Here is a 15,760-nt window from a genome sequence, read left to right as displayed (position 1 = left end):
ACGGTTCGACGGGACGGGCGCTGGGCGTGATCAACAGGAAGATGCTCCGGAGGCGGACGGCCCTCACCGTCGTGGCCGTCGCGGCGTTCGTCGCCATCCTCGGCGGCAAGCTGGTCGACATCCAGGTGGTCCGCGCCGACGCCCTGCAACGGCAGTCGGTGGACGCCAAGGAGGACTCGAACACCCTCTACGGCAACCGGGGCGACATCGTCGACGCGAGCGGCAAGCTCCTGGCGACGACGATCTACACCTACACTGCGCAGGCCTCGCCGTCCGACGCGATCGCGGGCGGCCGGGACAAGATGGTGCAGGCCGCCGCCCAGATCGGCGCCATCACCGGGCAGGGTGGCGACGCGGTGGTCGCGCTGTTCGACGCAGCGCTGAAGGCGGACCCGAAGTCGAAGTACGTGCTGATCAAGTCGGGCATGGACGTCACCACGTTCGACAAGCTCGACAAGCTGCCGTATCCGTGGCTGACCTTCGGCAAGACCCAGGCGCGCAGCTATCCGAACGGCGCCGTGGCCGGCAACCTCCTCGGCTACGTGTCGCAGGCCGGCAACGGCGGCCTGGAGGAGAGCGAGAACGGCTGCCTCGCCGGCCGGAACGGCGTGGAGACCTACCAGCGCGGCGCCGACGGGGTCGCCATCCCCGGCAGCACGGTCGTGCAGAAGAAGGCCAAGGACGGCGGCACCCTGGAGCTCACCGTCGACAGCGACCTGCAGTGGTTCGCCGAGCAGACCCTCGCTCAGCAGGTCGGCGCGACCGGGTCGAAGTTCGGCTTCGTCACGGTGGCGGAGGCCAAGACCGGCAAGATCAAGGCGATCGCGCAGTGGCCCGCTCTCGACCCGAACAACATCGACGCCACCGACCCGTCGTACTGGCGGCTCCAGTCGCTGACCGACCCGCGCGAGCCGGGGTCGACCTTCAAGGCGCTCACGGCCGCGATGCTCATCGACCAGGGCAAGGCGACGCCGACCAGCCAGGTGCTGGCGCCCTACGAATGGAAGTCCGGCAACGGCGCGGACCTGCACGACTCGGGCTACCACGACCCGCTGCGGCTGACGCTGACCGGCGTGCTGATGATGTCGTCGAACACGGGCATGTCCCAGCTCGGCCAGCGGCTGAGCGACCAGACCCGCTACGACTACCTCAAGAAGTTCGGCATCGGCGACGACACCGGGCTGCCGTACCCCGGCGCGTCCTCCGGCATCCTGAACCCGGTGAAGGACTGGGACGACCAGACCAAGTACGCCACCATGTTCGGCCAGGGCGTCTCCACGACGCAGCTCCAGATGGTCAGCGCGTACCAGGCGCTCGCCAACGGCGGCACCCGGGTCCCGCTCACCATGGTCGAGGGCTGCAAGCAGGCGGACGGCACCGTCACCGACGTCCCGAAGCCCACCGCCGAGAAGGTCGTCTCCGCGAACGCGGCCAACACGACGCTCGGGATGATGGAGTCGGTGACGACCCAGGGCGAGCTCGCGAAGCAACTGCAGATCCCGGGCTACCGGGTCGCCGCCAAGACCGGAACGGCCCAGCAGCCGGACGGCAAGGGCGGCTATCTGCCGTCGTACTACGTGTCCGTGATGGGCGTCGCGCCGGTGGACGATCCGCAGTACGTCGTTTCGGTCAACCTGGGGTTCCCGACTACCATTACTTCGTCGGCTGCCGCGGCTCCGCTGTTCCACACGATCATGAGCCAGGTGCTGAAGACCTACCGGGTGAAGCCCTCGACGTCGAGCCCGGCCGATTACCCGCCGTACTACTGAACCCCGACCGAGACGCCGTCCGTGACCGTCTCCCGAACCAGAACCGCCTAGTGAAAGTGAGCCCCGTGACAGGACCGGCGCCCTCCTCCCTGCGCCCCGAGCATCCCGTCGCCCGCCCGCTCGCCCAGCTGGTCGCGGAGTTCGGGCTGGATGTCCGGGGAGACCTCGACGCCGTCGAGGTGACCGGGGCAGCCCTCGCGAGCTCGGCTGTCGAGCCGGGCGACCTGTACGTGGGTGTTCCGGGCAAGAACGTGCACGGCGCGAGCTTCGCCGCCGCCGCGGTCGAGGCCGGCGCGGTCGCCGTCCTCACCGACGCGGCGGGCGCCGAGCTCGCCGCCGACGCGGGCGTCCCCGTGATCGTGACACCGGACCCGCGTGCCGCGCTCGGCGCAGTGGCCGCCTGGGTCTACCGCACCGACGAGAACTCCGCCACGCTGTTCGGCGTCACCGGCACCAACGGCAAGACGAGCGTGGTCTACCTGCTCTACGCGATCCTCGGCCAGCTCGGCGTCGTGGCCGGGCTGTCCTCCACCGCGGAGCGCCGCATCGGCGAGCACGCGATCGCCAGCAAGCTGACCACCCCGGAGGCCAGCGAGCTGCACGCGCTGCTGGCCCGGATGCGCGAGGAGGGCGTGCGCGCCGTCGCACTCGAGGTCTCCGCCCAGGCGCTCAGCCGGCACCGCGTCGACGGCATCGAGTTCGACGTGGTGGGCTTCACCAATCTGAGCCACGACCACCTCGACGACTACGCCGCGATGGACGACTACTTCGCGGCCAAGCTGGAGCTCTTCCAGCCCGACCGCGCGCGCCGCGGCGTCGTCACGGTCGACTCCGAGTGGGGCCGTGCGCTGGTCGAGCAGTCCCGCATCCCGGTCTCCACGCTCGCGAGCGTGCCGGGTGTCGACGCCGACTGGACGCTCACCGTGCTGGAGGAGACGCTCTCCGAGACGGTGTTCGAGCTCGCCGGCCCCGACGGGCGCCGCCTGGAGACGAGCGTTCCGCTCCTCGGCGCCTACAACGCCGCCAACGCAGCACTCGCGATCGTGATGCTGGTGGAGTCCGGCTACGACCTCGACGCCATCGGCGCAGCACTGGAGCGCGACGGCGGCATCGACGCCTACGTCCCCGGCCGCACCGAGCGGCTCTCCGGCGACCGCGGCCCCGTCGTCTTCATCGACTACGGGCACACGCCGGACGCCTTCTCGTCGCTGCTGGGCGCGCTGCGTCGCGTGACGGACGGCCGCGTCGTGATGGTCTTCGGCGCCGACGGCGACCGCGACACCACCAAGCGCGCCGAGATGGGCGCGATCGCCGCGCGCGGCGCCGACGCCGTGGTCATCACCGACTTCCACCCGCGCTCGGAGGACCCGGCCCTGATCCGGGCCGCACTGCTGGACGGCGCACGCTCGGCCGTGCCGGACGCCGAGCTCTACGAGGTCGCCGACCCGCGCGCCGCCTTCCGCACGGCGCTCTCGCTCGCCGGCGAGGGCGACGTGGTGCTCTACGCCGGCCCGGGCCACGAGGACTACCAGGAGGTCGCAGGCAAGCGCCTCCCGTACTCGGCCCGCGACGACGCCCGGCTCGCGCTGCGAGAGGCCGGGTGGCTCTGATGATCGCCCTCAGCCTCGCCGAGATCGCCGACGCCACCCGCGGAACGCTCCTGCTCGACGGCACCGCCGCCACCCCGGAGACGGTCGTCTCCGGCCTCTCCACCACCGACTCGCGGGAGGTCGTGCCCGGCACGATCTTCTTCGCCAAGCCCGGCGAGGTGACCGACGGCCACCTGTTCGCCCCGCAGGCCGTCGAGGCCGGCGCGGCCCTCCTGGTCGTCGACCACGCGCTCGACCTCGCGGTCCCGCAGCTGCTCGTCGCGGACACCGTGGTGGCGCTGGGCGACCTCGCGACCGAGGTGATCGCCCGCGTCCGCGCGCTCGGCACCCTGAAGATCGTCGGCGTCACCGGCTCCAACGGCAAGACCACCACCAAGAACCTGCTGCGCGCCATCCTGGAGCAGCTCGGCCCGACCATCGCCCCGCGCGCGTCGTTCAACAACGAGGTCGGTGCGCCGGTCACGATGCTGGAGGTCACCGAGGAGACGCAGTACCTCGTCGCCGAGATGGGCGCCAGCGGCATCGGCGAGATCGCCCGGCTCGTGCGCATGGCGCGGCCGGACATCGGCATCGTCCTCAAGGTGGGCCTCGCGCACGCCGGCGAGTTCGGCGGCATCGAGAAGACGCTCGCGGCCAAGACCGAGATGGTGAGCGACCTCCTGGAGTCCGACGTCGCCGTCCTCAACCTGGACGATCCGCGCGTGGCGTCGATGGCCGACAAGACCGCCGCCCGCGTGCTCTGGTTCGGGTTGGACGACCGCGCGGAGGTGCGGGCCAGCGACGTGCGCTCGACCGCGCGCGGCACCGCCTTCGTACTGCACCTTCCGCCGGCCGACGGCGGTGCGGGCGCGGGGGAGTCGCGTCCCGTCCGGTTCGGCGTGCTCGGCGAGCACCACGTGATGAACGCGCTGGCCGCCGCGGCCGCCGCGCACACCCTCGGCGTCGACATCGACACGATCGTGGCGGCGCTGGAGACGGTGCAGCGCGCCGAGCGCTGGCGCATGGAGGTCATGGGCGGCGCCGGCGGCGTCACCGTCATCAACGACGCCTACAACGCCAGCCCTGACTCGATGTCCGCCGCGATCAAGACGCTGGCGCAGATCGCCGAGCCGGGGGAGCGCACCATCGCCGTCCTCGGCGAGATGAGCGAGCTGGGCGAGTTCTCCGGCGAGGAGCACGATCGCATCGGGCTGCTGGCCGTGCGGCTCGGCATCGACCAGCTCGTCATCGTGGGGCCGTCCGCCCGGCGGATGCACATCACCGCCATCAACGAAGGCTCGTGGGACGGCGAGTCCCTGTACTTCGAGACCCAGGACGCGGCGTTCGACCACCTCACCGGGGCGCTGCGCTCCGGCGACACGGTGCTCGTCAAGTCCTCGAACTCGGCGGGGCTGCGCTTCCTCGGCGACCGACTGGGAGAATTCTTCTCGTGAGAGCCCTTCTGACCTCCGGCGCGCTGGCCATGGCGTTCACGCTGTTCCTCACCCCGCTGTTCATCCGGCTGTTCCGGCGGCTCCAGTGGGGCCAGTTCATCCGCGACGACGGGCCGCAGAGCCACCACGCCAAGCGCGGCACCGCGACCATGGGCGGCATCGTCGTCATCCTCGGCACGCTGTTCGGCTACTTCACCGCGCTGCTGCTGACCGGCGACGAGACGAGCGTGTCCGCGCTCCTGGTGCTGTTCCTGATGGTGGGCCTCGGCGTGGTCGGGTTCGTGGACGACTTCCTCAAGACCCGGCGCGAGCGCAGCCTCGGCCTGACCGGCTGGGCGAAGGTCGCCGGCCAGGTGATCGTCGCGACGGTCTGGGCGTTCCTCGCGATCCGGTTCCCGGACGGGCGCGGCTACACGCCCGCGACGATGAGCGTCTCGTTCATCCGCGATCTGCCCATCGACTTCGGCTCGATCACCAAGTTCGGCGTGATCGGCGTGCTGGTCGGGTACGGCCTCTACCTGATCTGGATCAACTTCCTGGTCGCCGCGGCCTCCAACGGCGTGAACGTCACCGACGGCCTGGACGGCCTGGCCTCCGGCGCGAGCATCCTCGCGATCGGCGCGTACATCATCATCGGCTTCTGGCAGTCGATCCAGTCCTGCGCGAGCCCCAACCTCAACCCCGAGAACATCGCCAAGTGCTACGACGTGCGCGATCCGTTCGACCTGGCGATCGTGGCGACGGCGATCGTCGGGGCCGTGGTCGGCTTCCTCTGGTGGAACACCTCGCCCGCCCAGATCTTCCTCGGCGACACCGGCTCGCTGGCGCTCGGCGGCGCGGTCGCGGCGCTGGCGATCCTCAGCCGCACCGAGCTGCTGCTCATTCTGATCGGCGGCCTGTTCGTGATCGAGGCCGGCTCGGTGATCGTCCAGCGGGCGTACTTCAAGCTCACCCGCGGCAGACGCATCTTCCTGATGAGTCCGATCCATCACCACTTCGAGCTCAAAGGCTGGGCGGAGGTGACGGTCGTGGTCCGGTTCTGGATCATCGGCGGCCTCCTGGTCGCGGCCGGCGTCGGCTCGTTCTACCTCGAGTGGCTGGCGACGTGACCGGAGCCGTGGAGCGCCTGGAGTCCCTGACCAGCTGGCATCACGACTGGTCGGGCCTGCGCGTCGCCGTGTTCGGCCTCGGCGTGACCGGGTTCTCGGTCGCCGACACGCTCGCCGAGCTGGGGGCGGAGGTGCTGGTCGTCACGTCCCGTGCCGACGAGGAGCGCGCCATGCTGCTCGAGGTGATCGGCGCCGAGCTGCTGGAGGAGCCCGACCTGAGCGCGCCGCCCGCGCGGCTGGTGGAGTTCGCCCCGGAGCTCGTGGTGGTCTCGCCCGGCTTCCACTGGGACCACGCGCTGCTGCTCTGGGCAGAGGAGGGCGGCATCCCGGTCTGGGGCGACATCGAGCTCGCCTGGCGGCTGCGCGACAAGGTCGCCCCGCCCGGATCGGGCAACGCCCCCGCCGACTGGATCTGCGTCACCGGCACCAACGGCAAGACCACGACCGTCCAGCTCACCGCGACAATGCTGCTCGCCGGCGGCTCCCGGGTGGCGCCGTGCGGCAACATCGGCGTGCCGGTCCTGGACGCGATCCGCGATCCGGAGGGCTTCGACGTGCTCGTGGTGGAGCTGTCGAGCTACCAGCTGCATTGGATCAACCGGAACCGCGGCGGCGTGCTCTCGCCGTACTCCTCGGCCTGCCTGAACATCGCCGACGACCATCTCGACTGGCACGGCTCGCTGGAGGCGTACATCGCGGCCAAGGCCAAGGTCTACGACAACACCCAAGTCGCCTGCGTCTACAACCGCGCCGACCGGAACACGCTGCGCATGGTGGAGGAGGCCGAGGTGATCGAGGGCGCCCGCGCCATCGGCTTCGGCCTCGACATCCCCGGTCCGAGCGACTTCGGCATCGTGGACGGCATCCTCTGCGACCGCGCCTTCCTGGAGGACCGCCGCAACAGCGCCATCGAGCTGACCACGCTCGACGAGCTCGCCGAGGCGGGGCTCGCCGCCCCGCACGTCGTCGCGAACATCCTCGCCGCCAGCGCGCTGGCCCGGTCGTACGGGGTCGAGCCGCAGGTCATCCGCGACGTGCTCACCGCGTTCCGTCTCGACGCCCACCGCATCGAGCTGGTGCGGGTGGAGGCCGGCGTGAGCTGGGTGGACGACTCCAAGGCCACGAACCCGCACGCCGCCGACGCGTCGCTGCGCGCCTACCCGTCGGTCGTGTGGGTCGTCGGCGGCCTCCTCAAGGGCGTCGACGTCGACCAGCTCGTTGCCGCGCACACGGCCCGGCTGCGCGGCGCCGTCCTGATCGGGGTCGACCGTGCGGCACTGCTGGCCGCATTCGAGCGACACGCCCCGGGGCTGCCGGTGCTGGAGGTGGACGCCGACGAGACTGAAGGGGTCATGCCGGCGGCGGTGCGGCTGGCCGGCGGTCTCGCCCGCGAGGGGGACACCGTCCTGCTCGCACCGGCGGCGGCGTCGATGGACCAGTTCTCCGACTATGCGGAGCGCGGGCGTCTCTTCCAGGCGGCCGTCAACGAGTTCTTTGGAGGTGAGGCGGATGACGACGAGCCCGCCTCGCGTCCGCCGGGTGCCTGAGCCGCACGAGAACCCCGGGGAGCCCGCGGAGTCCCGTGGCGGCCTCTCCGCGCGCATCTCGCTCGGCCGCGCGATGAACAGCGAGTCCTCCGACTACTTCCTGCTGCTCGGCATCACGCTGTTCATGGTCGTGTTCGGGCTCGTCATGGTGCTGTCCTCGTCCTCCGTCGAGTCGCACAACGACACCGACAACTTCTTCTCCCGGTTCTGGTCGCAGGGCATGTACACGCTCGTCGGCCTCCCGCTCATGTTCATCGTGTCGCGCATCCCGCTGAACTTCTGGAAGCGCTCGATCTGGTTCATTCTCGGCGCGGCCTGCTTCGTCCAGTTCCTGGTGCTCGTGACGCCGCTCGGTGTGGAGATCGGCGGCAACCGCAACTGGATCCGGATCGGCGGCTTCGTCGGCCAGCCGTCGGAGGCCATCAAGCTCGCGCTCGTCGTCTGGCTCGGCGTCGTGCTCGCCCGCAAGCAGGACCGCCTCGACGACTGGCGGCACGTCGCGGTCCCCGTGCTGCCGATCGCGGGCGGTGCGATCGGGGTGGTCGTGCTCGGCGGCGACCTCGGCACGACGATCGTCATGTCGGCGTTCGTCCTCGGCGGGCTCTACTTCGCGGGCGTAAGGCTGCGCTACCTGTTCGCCGGATTGGTGGGCGTGGCCATCGTGGCCGTCGTGGTGGCGATGTCGAGCGCGAGCCGCATGGGCCGGATCGCCGCGCTCTTCGGAGGCGCGAGCGCAGCGAACCCCGACGTCAACTGGCAGATCGACAACGGCTTCTACGCCCTCGCCTCCGGCGGCGTGTTCGGCGTCGGCCTCGGCAACTCGCACTCGAAGTGGTCGTGGCTGCCCGCCGCGGACACCGACTTCATCTTCGCGATCATCGGCGAGGAGCTCGGGCTGATCGGCGCCGTCGTGGTGCTCCTGCTGTTCGTGATGCTCGCGATCGTATTCCTGCGGATCATCCACTCGTCCACCGACACCTTCCCGCGGGTCACGACGGCCGCCATCATGGTGTGGCTCATCTTCCAGGCGTTCGTGAACATCGCGGTCGTGCTCGGGGTCATCCCGGTGCTCGGCGTGCCGCTCCCACTGATCTCTGCGGGAGGTACTGCGATGATCAGTTCCATGATCGCTATCGGCATCGTGATGTCCTTCGCCCGCCACAACGCCCGGAGCTCCCGCAACGGGCAGAGCGCCCGTCGCGCCAACGGCATCGGCCTGTGAGCCGCTACCTCCTGGCCGGCGGCGGGACCGCGGGCCACGTCAATCCGCTGCTCGCCGTCGCCGACCGGCTGCGCCGTGACGACCCCGCTGCGGAGGTCGTCGTCCTCGGCACGAAGGAGGGGCTGGAGGCGCGCCTCGTCCCCGAGCGGGGCTACGAGCTCGCGACCATCCCGAAGCTGCCGTTCCCGCGACGTCCCAACGCGGCGGCCCTGCGCTTCCCGGGCGAGTACCGGCGCGCTGTGCGCTCGGTCGCCGACCTGATCAGCAGCCGCGGCATCGACGTCGTGGTGGGCTTCGGCGGCTACGCGGCCGCGCCCGCCTACTCGGCCGCCCGCAGCGCGCACGTGCCGTACGCGCTGCACGAGGCGAACGCGCGTCCCGGACTCGCCAACCGGCTCGGTGCACGCTCCACCCCGTGGGTCGGCGTCGCGTTCGAGGGCACCCCGCTGCCGCACGCCCGGTTCGTCGGGATGCCGCTGCGCCGCGAGATCGAGGAGCTCGACCGGGAGGCCTCCCGCGCGGAGGCGCTGGTCGAGTTCGGGCTCTCCGCCGGCCGTCCGACGCTGCTGGTCACGGGCGGCTCGCTCGGCGCCAGGCGGCTGAACGGCACGATCGCCGAGCGGGCCGCTAAGCTGACCGCCGCGGGCTGGCAGGTGCTGCACATCCAGGGCGGCCGCGGCGAGCTGACCGACCCCGGGATCGAGCACTACCGCCTGCTGGACTACTGCGACCGGATGGACCTCGCCTTCGCCCTGACCGACTTCGCCGTGGCGCGCGCCGGGGCGGCCACGGTCTGCGAGTTCGCCGCCCTCGGCATCCCCGCGGTCTACGTGCCGTTCCCGATCGGCAACGGCGAGCAGCGCTTCAACGCCGCAGGCGTGGTGGCGGCGGGCGGCGGCATCCTGGTGGACGACGCGGAGTTCCTGCCCGCGTGGGTGGACGGGAGCCTGCTCCCGCTGCTCGCGGACCGTCCGGCGGTCGCCGAGATGGCGCGCAAGGCCGCGATCACCGGCGTGCGCGACGGCTCCGACCGGATGGTCGCGCTGATCCGGAGTGCCCTGACCCGATCCTGAGGTTCGCCGCGTAGCCTGTACCCTGTCAATTCGACTCGCGGAACGAAAGCAGCACCTGTGACGATCAAACCCGACCTCAACGCCACCATCCCCGACGAGCTGGGCAGCGTCCACTTCGTCGGCATCGGCGGTTCGGGCATGAGCGGGATCGCGCGCCTGTTCCTGGAGTCCGGGCACACCGTCACCGGCTCCGACGTGCGGCACTCGGCCAACGTCGACGCACTGCGCGCGCTCGGCGCCACCATCGCGATCGGCCACGACGCGGCGAACGTCGGCGACGCCGACACCCTCGTGGTGACCGGCGCGCTCTGGCAGGACAACCCGGAGTACCAGCTCGCGCTCGCGCAGGGCATCCCGGTGCTGCACCGCTCGCAGGCACTGGCCTGGCTCATCAACCGCAAGCGGCTCGTCGCCGTCGCGGGGGCGCACGGTAAGACCACCTCGACCGGCATGATCATCACGGGGCTGCTCGGCCTCGGCGAGGACCCGAGCTTCGTGAACGGCGGCGTCATCGCCTCCCTCGGCAGGAGCTCGCAGACCGGCAGTGGAGAGCTGTTCGTCGTGGAGGCGGACGAGTCGGACGGCTCGTTCCTGCTCTACGACACCGCGGTCGCGCTGATCACCAACGTCGACCCCGACCACCTCGACCACTACGGCTCGCTGGAGGCGTTCGAGGACGCCTTCGTGACCTTCGCCCGGGAGGCCGACGAGCTCGTCGTCGTCTCGTCCGACGACGCGGGAGCGCAGCACGTGCACCGCCGGCTGGCGGAGGTCGCGCCGGACAAGCGCGTCGTCACCTTCGGCGAGGCGGAGGACGCGGACGTGCGCGTCCACTCGATCGTCACCGACGGTCCCGTCGCCTTCTCGCTGAGCTACGCCGGCGCCGAGTACTCGGCTCGCCTGCGCGTCCCCGGACGCCACAACGCGATCAACGCCGCCGGCGCCTTCGCCGTGCTCACCGGGCTCGGCTTCGACCCGGCAGCCGCGCTGGCCGCGATCGCGGAGTTCGGCGGCACCGAGCGCCGCTTCGAGCTGCACGGCAACGTGGGCGGCGTGAGCGTCTACGACGACTACGCCCACCACCCGACCGAGGTCGCCGCCGCCCTGTCGGCCGCGCGCACGGTCGTGGGCGACGGCCGCATCATCGCCGTGCACCAGCCGCACCTCTACAGCCGGACCCGGCTGTTCGCGAAGGAGTTCGCCGAGACGCTGGAGACCTACGCCGACGAGACCGTCGTGCTCGACGTCTACGGCGCGCGCGAGGATCCGGAGCCCGGCGTCACCGGCGCACTCGTGGCCGACCGGTTCGAGCATCCCGAGCGCGTCGCGTTCATCGCGGACTGGCAGGAGGCGGCCGACCACACCGCGCGGATCGCGCGCGAGGGCGACTTCGTCATCACACTCGGCTGCGGCGACGTCTACCGGATCGTCCCGCAGCTCCTCGACTCGCTCCGTCGCGTGCGGGAGTAGCCCGGGTGAAGCGTCCTCAGGGGTTCGACCGGTCGGCCGCGCGGCAGGGCGCTCCGGCGCCGTCCGAGCGGGAGACCGCGACGCCGGCGCGCGCCGAGGCGGCCGCACCTTTCGCATCCGCCGCACCTGTCGCATCCGCTGCACCTGCCGCATCCGCCGCACCTGTGGGGACCATCACCGAGCCCATCCCGATCGTGCGCACGGAGGACCCCGTCCCCGCGCAGAAGGTCCGTCCCGCCCGCGCGACGTCGCACCCCGCGCTCACCGAGCACGTGCCGTCCAACCGCGAGATCGCCAAGGCCCTGCGCACCGCCCGGGCGGAGCGCAGGCGGGTGGAGCGCGGCGAGGTCCGCCGGTTCACCAAGCGCTCGCGCCGGCGCAGGATGGCGTGGCTCGGCGCCGCCGGCGTAGCCGTTGCGCTCGTGCTCGGCGTGGTGCTGGTCGGCCTGTCGCCGCTGCTCGCCCTCAAGCACGTCGAGGTCGTCGGTGCGTCGCGCCTCGACGCCGGCGCGATCGCGACCAGTCTCGGCGACCAGGTGGGCCGCCCGCTGGCCCTGCTCGATCAGGCCGAGATCTCGAGCGACCTGGCGGCGTTCCCGCTCATCCGCAGCTACACGCTGGAGAGCCACCCGCCGGACACGCTGGTGGTGCGCATCGTCGAGCGGGAGCCGATCGGCGCCATCCAGCAGGGGTCGGCGTTCGTGCTGGTGGACGCCGCCAAGGTGCCGATCTCGTCGAGCTCGACCCGGCCGGCGGGGTACCCGGTGATCGCGGCGTCGGGCGCCGCCGCCGACGCCAACGCGGACTCCGGCTTCGCCGCAGCAGCGGCCGTGCTCTCCGCGCTGCCCGCCGGAGTGCTGAGCCGGGTGGACACCATCTCGGCGAAGACCAAGGACGACGTGTCGTTCACGCTGCGCGACGGCGGTGCGACCGTGGTCTGGGGGAGCGCGGAGGACTCCGCGCTCAAGTCCGCGGATCTCGCAGCGCTGCTCATCGGCGCGCCCCGGGCGGACCGCTACGACGTCTCGTCGCCGCACAGTGTGACGACGGGATGACCGGGTTGACGGCGCATTTGCCGACACGCCTGCGAACTGCGGCGGGTGGGGGCCAAGCGCATCTACCGTCGAAATCGAGAATTGCATACTCAGCATAACTTTAAGCCTCGAGTTGAGGTTGAAGGTTCCCGTGGAGGCCGGACGTGACAGCAAACCAGAACTACCTCGCCGTGATCAAGGTCGTCGGCATCGGCGGCGGCGGCGTCAACGCCGTCAACCGCATGATCGAGCTCGGCCTGCGCGGCGTCGAGTTCATCGCCATCAACACGGACGCCCAGGCGCTGCTGATGAGCGACGCCGACGTGAAGCTCGACGTGGGCCGCGAGATCACCCGCGGCCTCGGCGCCGGCGCCGACCCCGAGGTCGGCCGCCGCGCGGCGGAGGACCACGCGGAGGAGATCGAGGAGGCGCTCGCCGGCGCCGACATGGTCTTCGTGACCGCGGGCGAGGGCGGCGGCACCGGCACCGGTGGCGCACCCGTCGTGGCGCGCATCGCGAAGTCCATCGGAGCGCTCACCATCGGTGTCGTCACCAAGCCGTTCTCGTTCGAGGGCAAGCGCCGGCAGCAGCAGGCCGAGTCCGGCGTGCAGCGGCTCAAGGAAGAGGTCGACACCCTCATCGTCGTGCCCAACGACCGGCTGCTGGAGATCAGCGACCGCGGCATCAGCATGCTGGAGGCGTTCTCCACCGCCGACCAGGTGCTCCTCGCCGGTGTCCAGGGCATCACCGACCTGATCACCACCCCGGGACTGATCAACCTCGACTTCGCCGACGTGAAGTCCGTCATGCAGGGCGCGGGCTCCGCGCTCATGGGCATCGGCTCCTCGCGCGGCGCCGACCGCGCCATCAAGGCCGCGGAGCTGGCCGTCGCCTCTCCGCTGCTGGAGGCCTCTATCGACGGCGCCCACGGCGTGCTGCTCTCCATCCAGGGCGGGTCGAACCTCGGCATCTTCGAGATCAACGACGCCGCCCGCCTGGTGCAGGAGGCCGTCCACCCGGAGGCCAATATCATCTTCGGTGCGGTCATCGACGACACCCTCGGCGACGAGGTGCGGGTCACGGTCATCGCGGCCGGCTTCGACGGCGGCGAGCCCAAGACGGTCCAGGCCGCGGCCGCGGACTCCCGGCGTTCGACCTTCGTCGAGTCCGGCTCGGCGGAGGCGGCGGTCGCCTCGTCCGCGGCGGTCGAGGCCGACGAGGTCGACCCGCCGGCCACCGAGTGGCACGCGACCGGCGAGGCGCCGGTCACCGAGACCGCGCAGAAGGACCCGGCGTTCGACGACGAGAATGACGACCTCGACATCCCCGACTTCCTCAAGTAGCCCGCTCGCCGAGCGGCTCGCCGCGGTCCGGGAGGGCGTCGCAGACGCCGCCCGGGCCGCCGGCCGCTCGCCGGACGAGCTGACGACGATCGTGGTGACCAAGTTCCACCCGGCGTCGCTCGTGCGCGAGCTCGCGGCGCTCGGCGTGCGCGACGTGGGGGAGAACCGCCACCAGGAGGCGCAGGAGAAGGCGGCGGAGCTCGCCGACCTCGACCTGCGCTGGCACTTCGTCGGCCAGCTCCAGAGCAAGAAGGCGAAGCAGGCGCGGCGGTACGCGTCCGTCATCCACTCGGTCGACAGGCTGTCCCTCGTGGACGCCCTGAGGCTGGAGGACGCACCCGATGTCGACGTGTTCGTGCAGCTCAACCTCACCGACGACCCCGCGCGCGGCGGCGTCGCGGACCGCGACCTGGAGCCGCTGGTCGAGCACGTGCTCGGCGCCGTCGGCCTCCGCCTCCTCGGCGTGATGGCGGTCGCGCCGATCGACGAGGAGCCGGCACGGGCCTTCGAGCGGGTGCGGCTCGCCAGCGAGCGGGTCCGCCGGCTCGCTCCGGGCGCGTCGGCCATCTCGGCCGGCATGTCCCAGGACTACCGGGAAGCCGTCGCCGCCGGTGCGACACACCTTCGCATCGGCACCGCCATTACCGGGAATCGGCCGAGCCTTCGTTAATCTCGAAAGAGAAGAAGGTTCATTCAGTGCGTGCGAGGCGTCGGCGCACCGGTCTACACGGAGGAAGCGCATGGCGAACCCGCTGAAGAAGACGATGGTCTACCTGGGCCTCGCCGACGAGGAGCTGGAGTACGACGAGCAGGAGCAGGTGCAGCACCAGCCGGTGCAGCAGCCGCGCCGCGAGGCCCCGGCCCCGTCGCCCGTCCAGCCCGTCCCGCACCCTGCACCGGTCGCTCCCGTGGCCGGCCGCGCTCCGGTCACCCCGCTGCGCAAATCGTCCACCGCACGGAATGTTTCGGTACAGGAAATGAACGAGATCCTCACAGTCCACCCCCGTCAGTACCGCGACGCGCAGGCGATCGCCGAGTCGTTCCGCGAGGGCATCCCGGTGATCATCAACCTGTCGCAGATGAGCGAGGGCGACGCCCGCCGCCTGATCGACTTCGCCAGCGGCCTCTCGCAGGGCCTCTACGGCAAGATCGAGCGGGTGACTCCGAAGGTGTTCCTGCTCTCGCCGTCGCACGTCGTCGTCTCCGGCGAGCACGGCGGCCAGGACGCCGACGTCGACGCCTCCTTCTTCGCGCAGGCCTGATCGTTCCTTAGAAAGCGCACCGTCCGGCAGGGCGGTGCGCTTTCGTGCATACGCGGTCGTTCATACTGGAGGGGTGCTTGTCGTCTCGATCATCGCGAACGTGCTCTACTACGTCCTCCTGATCTACTTCTTCGTGCTCTGGGCACGGTTCGTCCTCGACCTCGTGCGCACCTTCGCGCGGCAATGGCGCCCGCGCGGCTTCGGACTGGTCCTCGCGGAGTCGACGTACGTCGTCACCGACCCGCCGATCCGGTTCTTCCGCCGCATCATCCCGCCGCTGTCGATGGGACCCGTGGCGATCGACTTCGGCTGGAGTCTCACCATGCTCGTCGTCATCATCGGGCTCTACGTGACCCTGAGTTTCACCTGACGTCGTCCGAGCGTCGGTTGGGGGCGTCCTGCGCTCCCGTTGTAATGTGGTCGAGGCCGACGCACCGTGGGTGCGGCGGAGTGCGCGCCCGGCGCGCACTTTGCTAGCGTTGGCTGAACGCACTCAATGTTCGTCTTTTTCAAGATCTAAGGTGGCTTGCCATGGCGCTGACTCCGGAAGATGTAGTCAACAAGCGGTTCCAACCGACGAAGTTCCGTGAGGGCTACGACCAGGACGAGGTCGACGACTTCCTCGACGAGGTCGTCGTCGAACTCCGACGGCTGACCCAGGAGAGCGACGAGCTCAAGCAGCGCCTCGTGGCCGCCGACTCGCGCATCGCAGAGCTGCAGCGCAGCGGGGGCTCCGCTCCGGCCGCTGCCGCTCCGGCCGCCGCCGCGGACACCGGCGAGGTGCAGCGCCTCCAGCAGGAGAACGACGACCTCAAGCAGCGCCTCGCCGCCGCGCAGCAGCAGGCCGCCCAGGCCCAGCAGGCGGCCGCGGCCGCTCCGGCTGCTCCG

The 15,760-nt window shown here is 71.0% G+C and carries 13 protein-coding genes and 1 pseudogene; all 14 read left to right on the top strand.

The window, feature by feature from the left end; translation table 11 throughout:
* Positions 1 to 26: 26 nt before the first annotated feature.
* Entirely contained in the window at positions 27 to 1,769 is a 1,743-nt protein-coding gene (locus AC3A3H_RS08030) for a peptidoglycan D,D-transpeptidase FtsI family protein (RefSeq protein ID WP_487614032.1), read from the top strand.
* Positions 1,770 to 1,834: 65 nt separating this feature from the next.
* Complete coding sequence (locus AC3A3H_RS08025; protein ID WP_487614031.1) at positions 1,835 to 3,379, top strand: Mur ligase family protein; 1,545 nt, start codon at positions 1,835 to 1,837, stop codon at positions 3,377 to 3,379.
* On the top strand, positions 3,379 to 4,812 hold the full coding sequence (locus AC3A3H_RS08020) for a UDP-N-acetylmuramoyl-tripeptide--D-alanyl-D-alanine ligase (RefSeq protein ID WP_487614030.1): 1,434 nt from the start codon (positions 3,379 to 3,381) through the stop codon (positions 4,810 to 4,812). Before AC3A3H_RS08025 ends, AC3A3H_RS08020 begins: the two co-directional genes overlap by 1 nt.
* Entirely contained in the window at positions 4,809 to 5,921 is a 1,113-nt protein-coding gene (gene mraY, locus AC3A3H_RS08015) for a phospho-N-acetylmuramoyl-pentapeptide-transferase (protein ID WP_487614029.1), read from the top strand. The genes AC3A3H_RS08020 and mraY overlap by 4 nt, the downstream gene beginning before the upstream one ends.
* A complete protein-coding gene (murD, locus tag AC3A3H_RS08010) occupies positions 5,918 to 7,468 on the top strand; it encodes a UDP-N-acetylmuramoyl-L-alanine--D-glutamate ligase (protein WP_487614028.1) in 1,551 nt (516 codons plus the stop codon). The genes mraY and murD overlap by 4 nt, the downstream gene beginning before the upstream one ends.
* On the top strand, positions 7,431 to 8,690 hold the full coding sequence (ftsW, locus tag AC3A3H_RS08005; RefSeq protein WP_487614027.1) for a putative lipid II flippase FtsW: 1,260 nt from the start codon (positions 7,431 to 7,433) through the stop codon (positions 8,688 to 8,690). Before murD ends, ftsW begins: the two co-directional genes overlap by 38 nt.
* On the top strand, positions 8,687 to 9,763 hold the full coding sequence (locus AC3A3H_RS08000) for a UDP-N-acetylglucosamine--N-acetylmuramyl-(pentapeptide) pyrophosphoryl-undecaprenol N-acetylglucosamine transferase (RefSeq protein ID WP_487614026.1): 1,077 nt from the start codon (positions 8,687 to 8,689) through the stop codon (positions 9,761 to 9,763). The genes ftsW and AC3A3H_RS08000 overlap by 4 nt, the downstream gene beginning before the upstream one ends.
* 57 nt (positions 9,764 to 9,820) lie before the next feature.
* A pseudogene (gene murC / locus AC3A3H_RS07995) lies at positions 9,821 to 11,264 on the top strand (UDP-N-acetylmuramate--L-alanine ligase); the annotation flags it as partial.
* 133 nt (positions 11,265 to 11,397) lie between these two features.
* Entirely contained in the window at positions 11,398 to 12,288 is an 891-nt protein-coding gene (locus AC3A3H_RS07990; protein WP_487614025.1) for an FtsQ-type POTRA domain-containing protein, read from the top strand.
* Between the two features lie 143 nt (positions 12,289 to 12,431).
* Positions 12,432 to 13,610: a cell division protein FtsZ gene (gene ftsZ / locus AC3A3H_RS07985; RefSeq protein ID WP_487614024.1), complete on the top strand. Its 1,179-nt coding sequence runs from the start codon at positions 12,432 to 12,434 to the stop codon at positions 13,608 to 13,610.
* A complete protein-coding gene (locus AC3A3H_RS07980; protein ID WP_487614023.1) occupies positions 13,576 to 14,280 on the top strand; it encodes a YggS family pyridoxal phosphate-dependent enzyme in 705 nt (234 codons plus the stop codon). The genes ftsZ and AC3A3H_RS07980 overlap by 35 nt, the downstream gene beginning before the upstream one ends.
* Positions 14,281 to 14,350: 70 nt before the next feature.
* Positions 14,351 to 14,872 (top strand): cell division protein SepF, encoded by a 522-nt coding sequence (locus AC3A3H_RS07975; RefSeq protein WP_487614022.1) that lies wholly within the window; start codon positions 14,351 to 14,353, stop codon positions 14,870 to 14,872.
* Between the two features lie 73 nt (positions 14,873 to 14,945).
* A complete protein-coding gene (locus AC3A3H_RS07970; RefSeq protein ID WP_179605620.1) occupies positions 14,946 to 15,242 on the top strand; it encodes a YggT family protein in 297 nt (98 codons plus the stop codon).
* A 161-nt stretch (positions 15,243 to 15,403) separates the two neighbouring features.
* Positions 15,404 to 15,760 (top strand): DivIVA domain-containing protein (locus AC3A3H_RS07965; protein WP_487614021.1); only part of this gene is annotated, 357 nt, incomplete at its 3' end.

The organism is Leifsonia sp. Soil_N53 (assembly GCF_057655165.1).
Note: the sequence above shows the minus strand (reverse complement) of the source record. Positions and strands in the feature narration are given on the sequence as shown.

Coding starts and splice junctions, on each gene's coding strand:
- AC3A3H_RS07975 (WP_487614022.1), top strand. CDS start 14,351: ATGGCGAACCCGCTGAAGAAGACGATGGTCTACCTGGGCCTCGCCGAC.
- ftsW (WP_487614027.1), top strand. CDS start 7,431: ATGACGACGAGCCCGCCTCGCGTCCGCCGGGTGCCTGAGCCGCACGAG.
- AC3A3H_RS07980 (WP_487614023.1), top strand. CDS start 13,576: ATGACGACCTCGACATCCCCGACTTCCTCAAGTAGCCCGCTCGCCGAG.
- AC3A3H_RS08020 (WP_487614030.1), top strand. CDS start 3,379: ATGATCGCCCTCAGCCTCGCCGAGATCGCCGACGCCACCCGCGGAACG.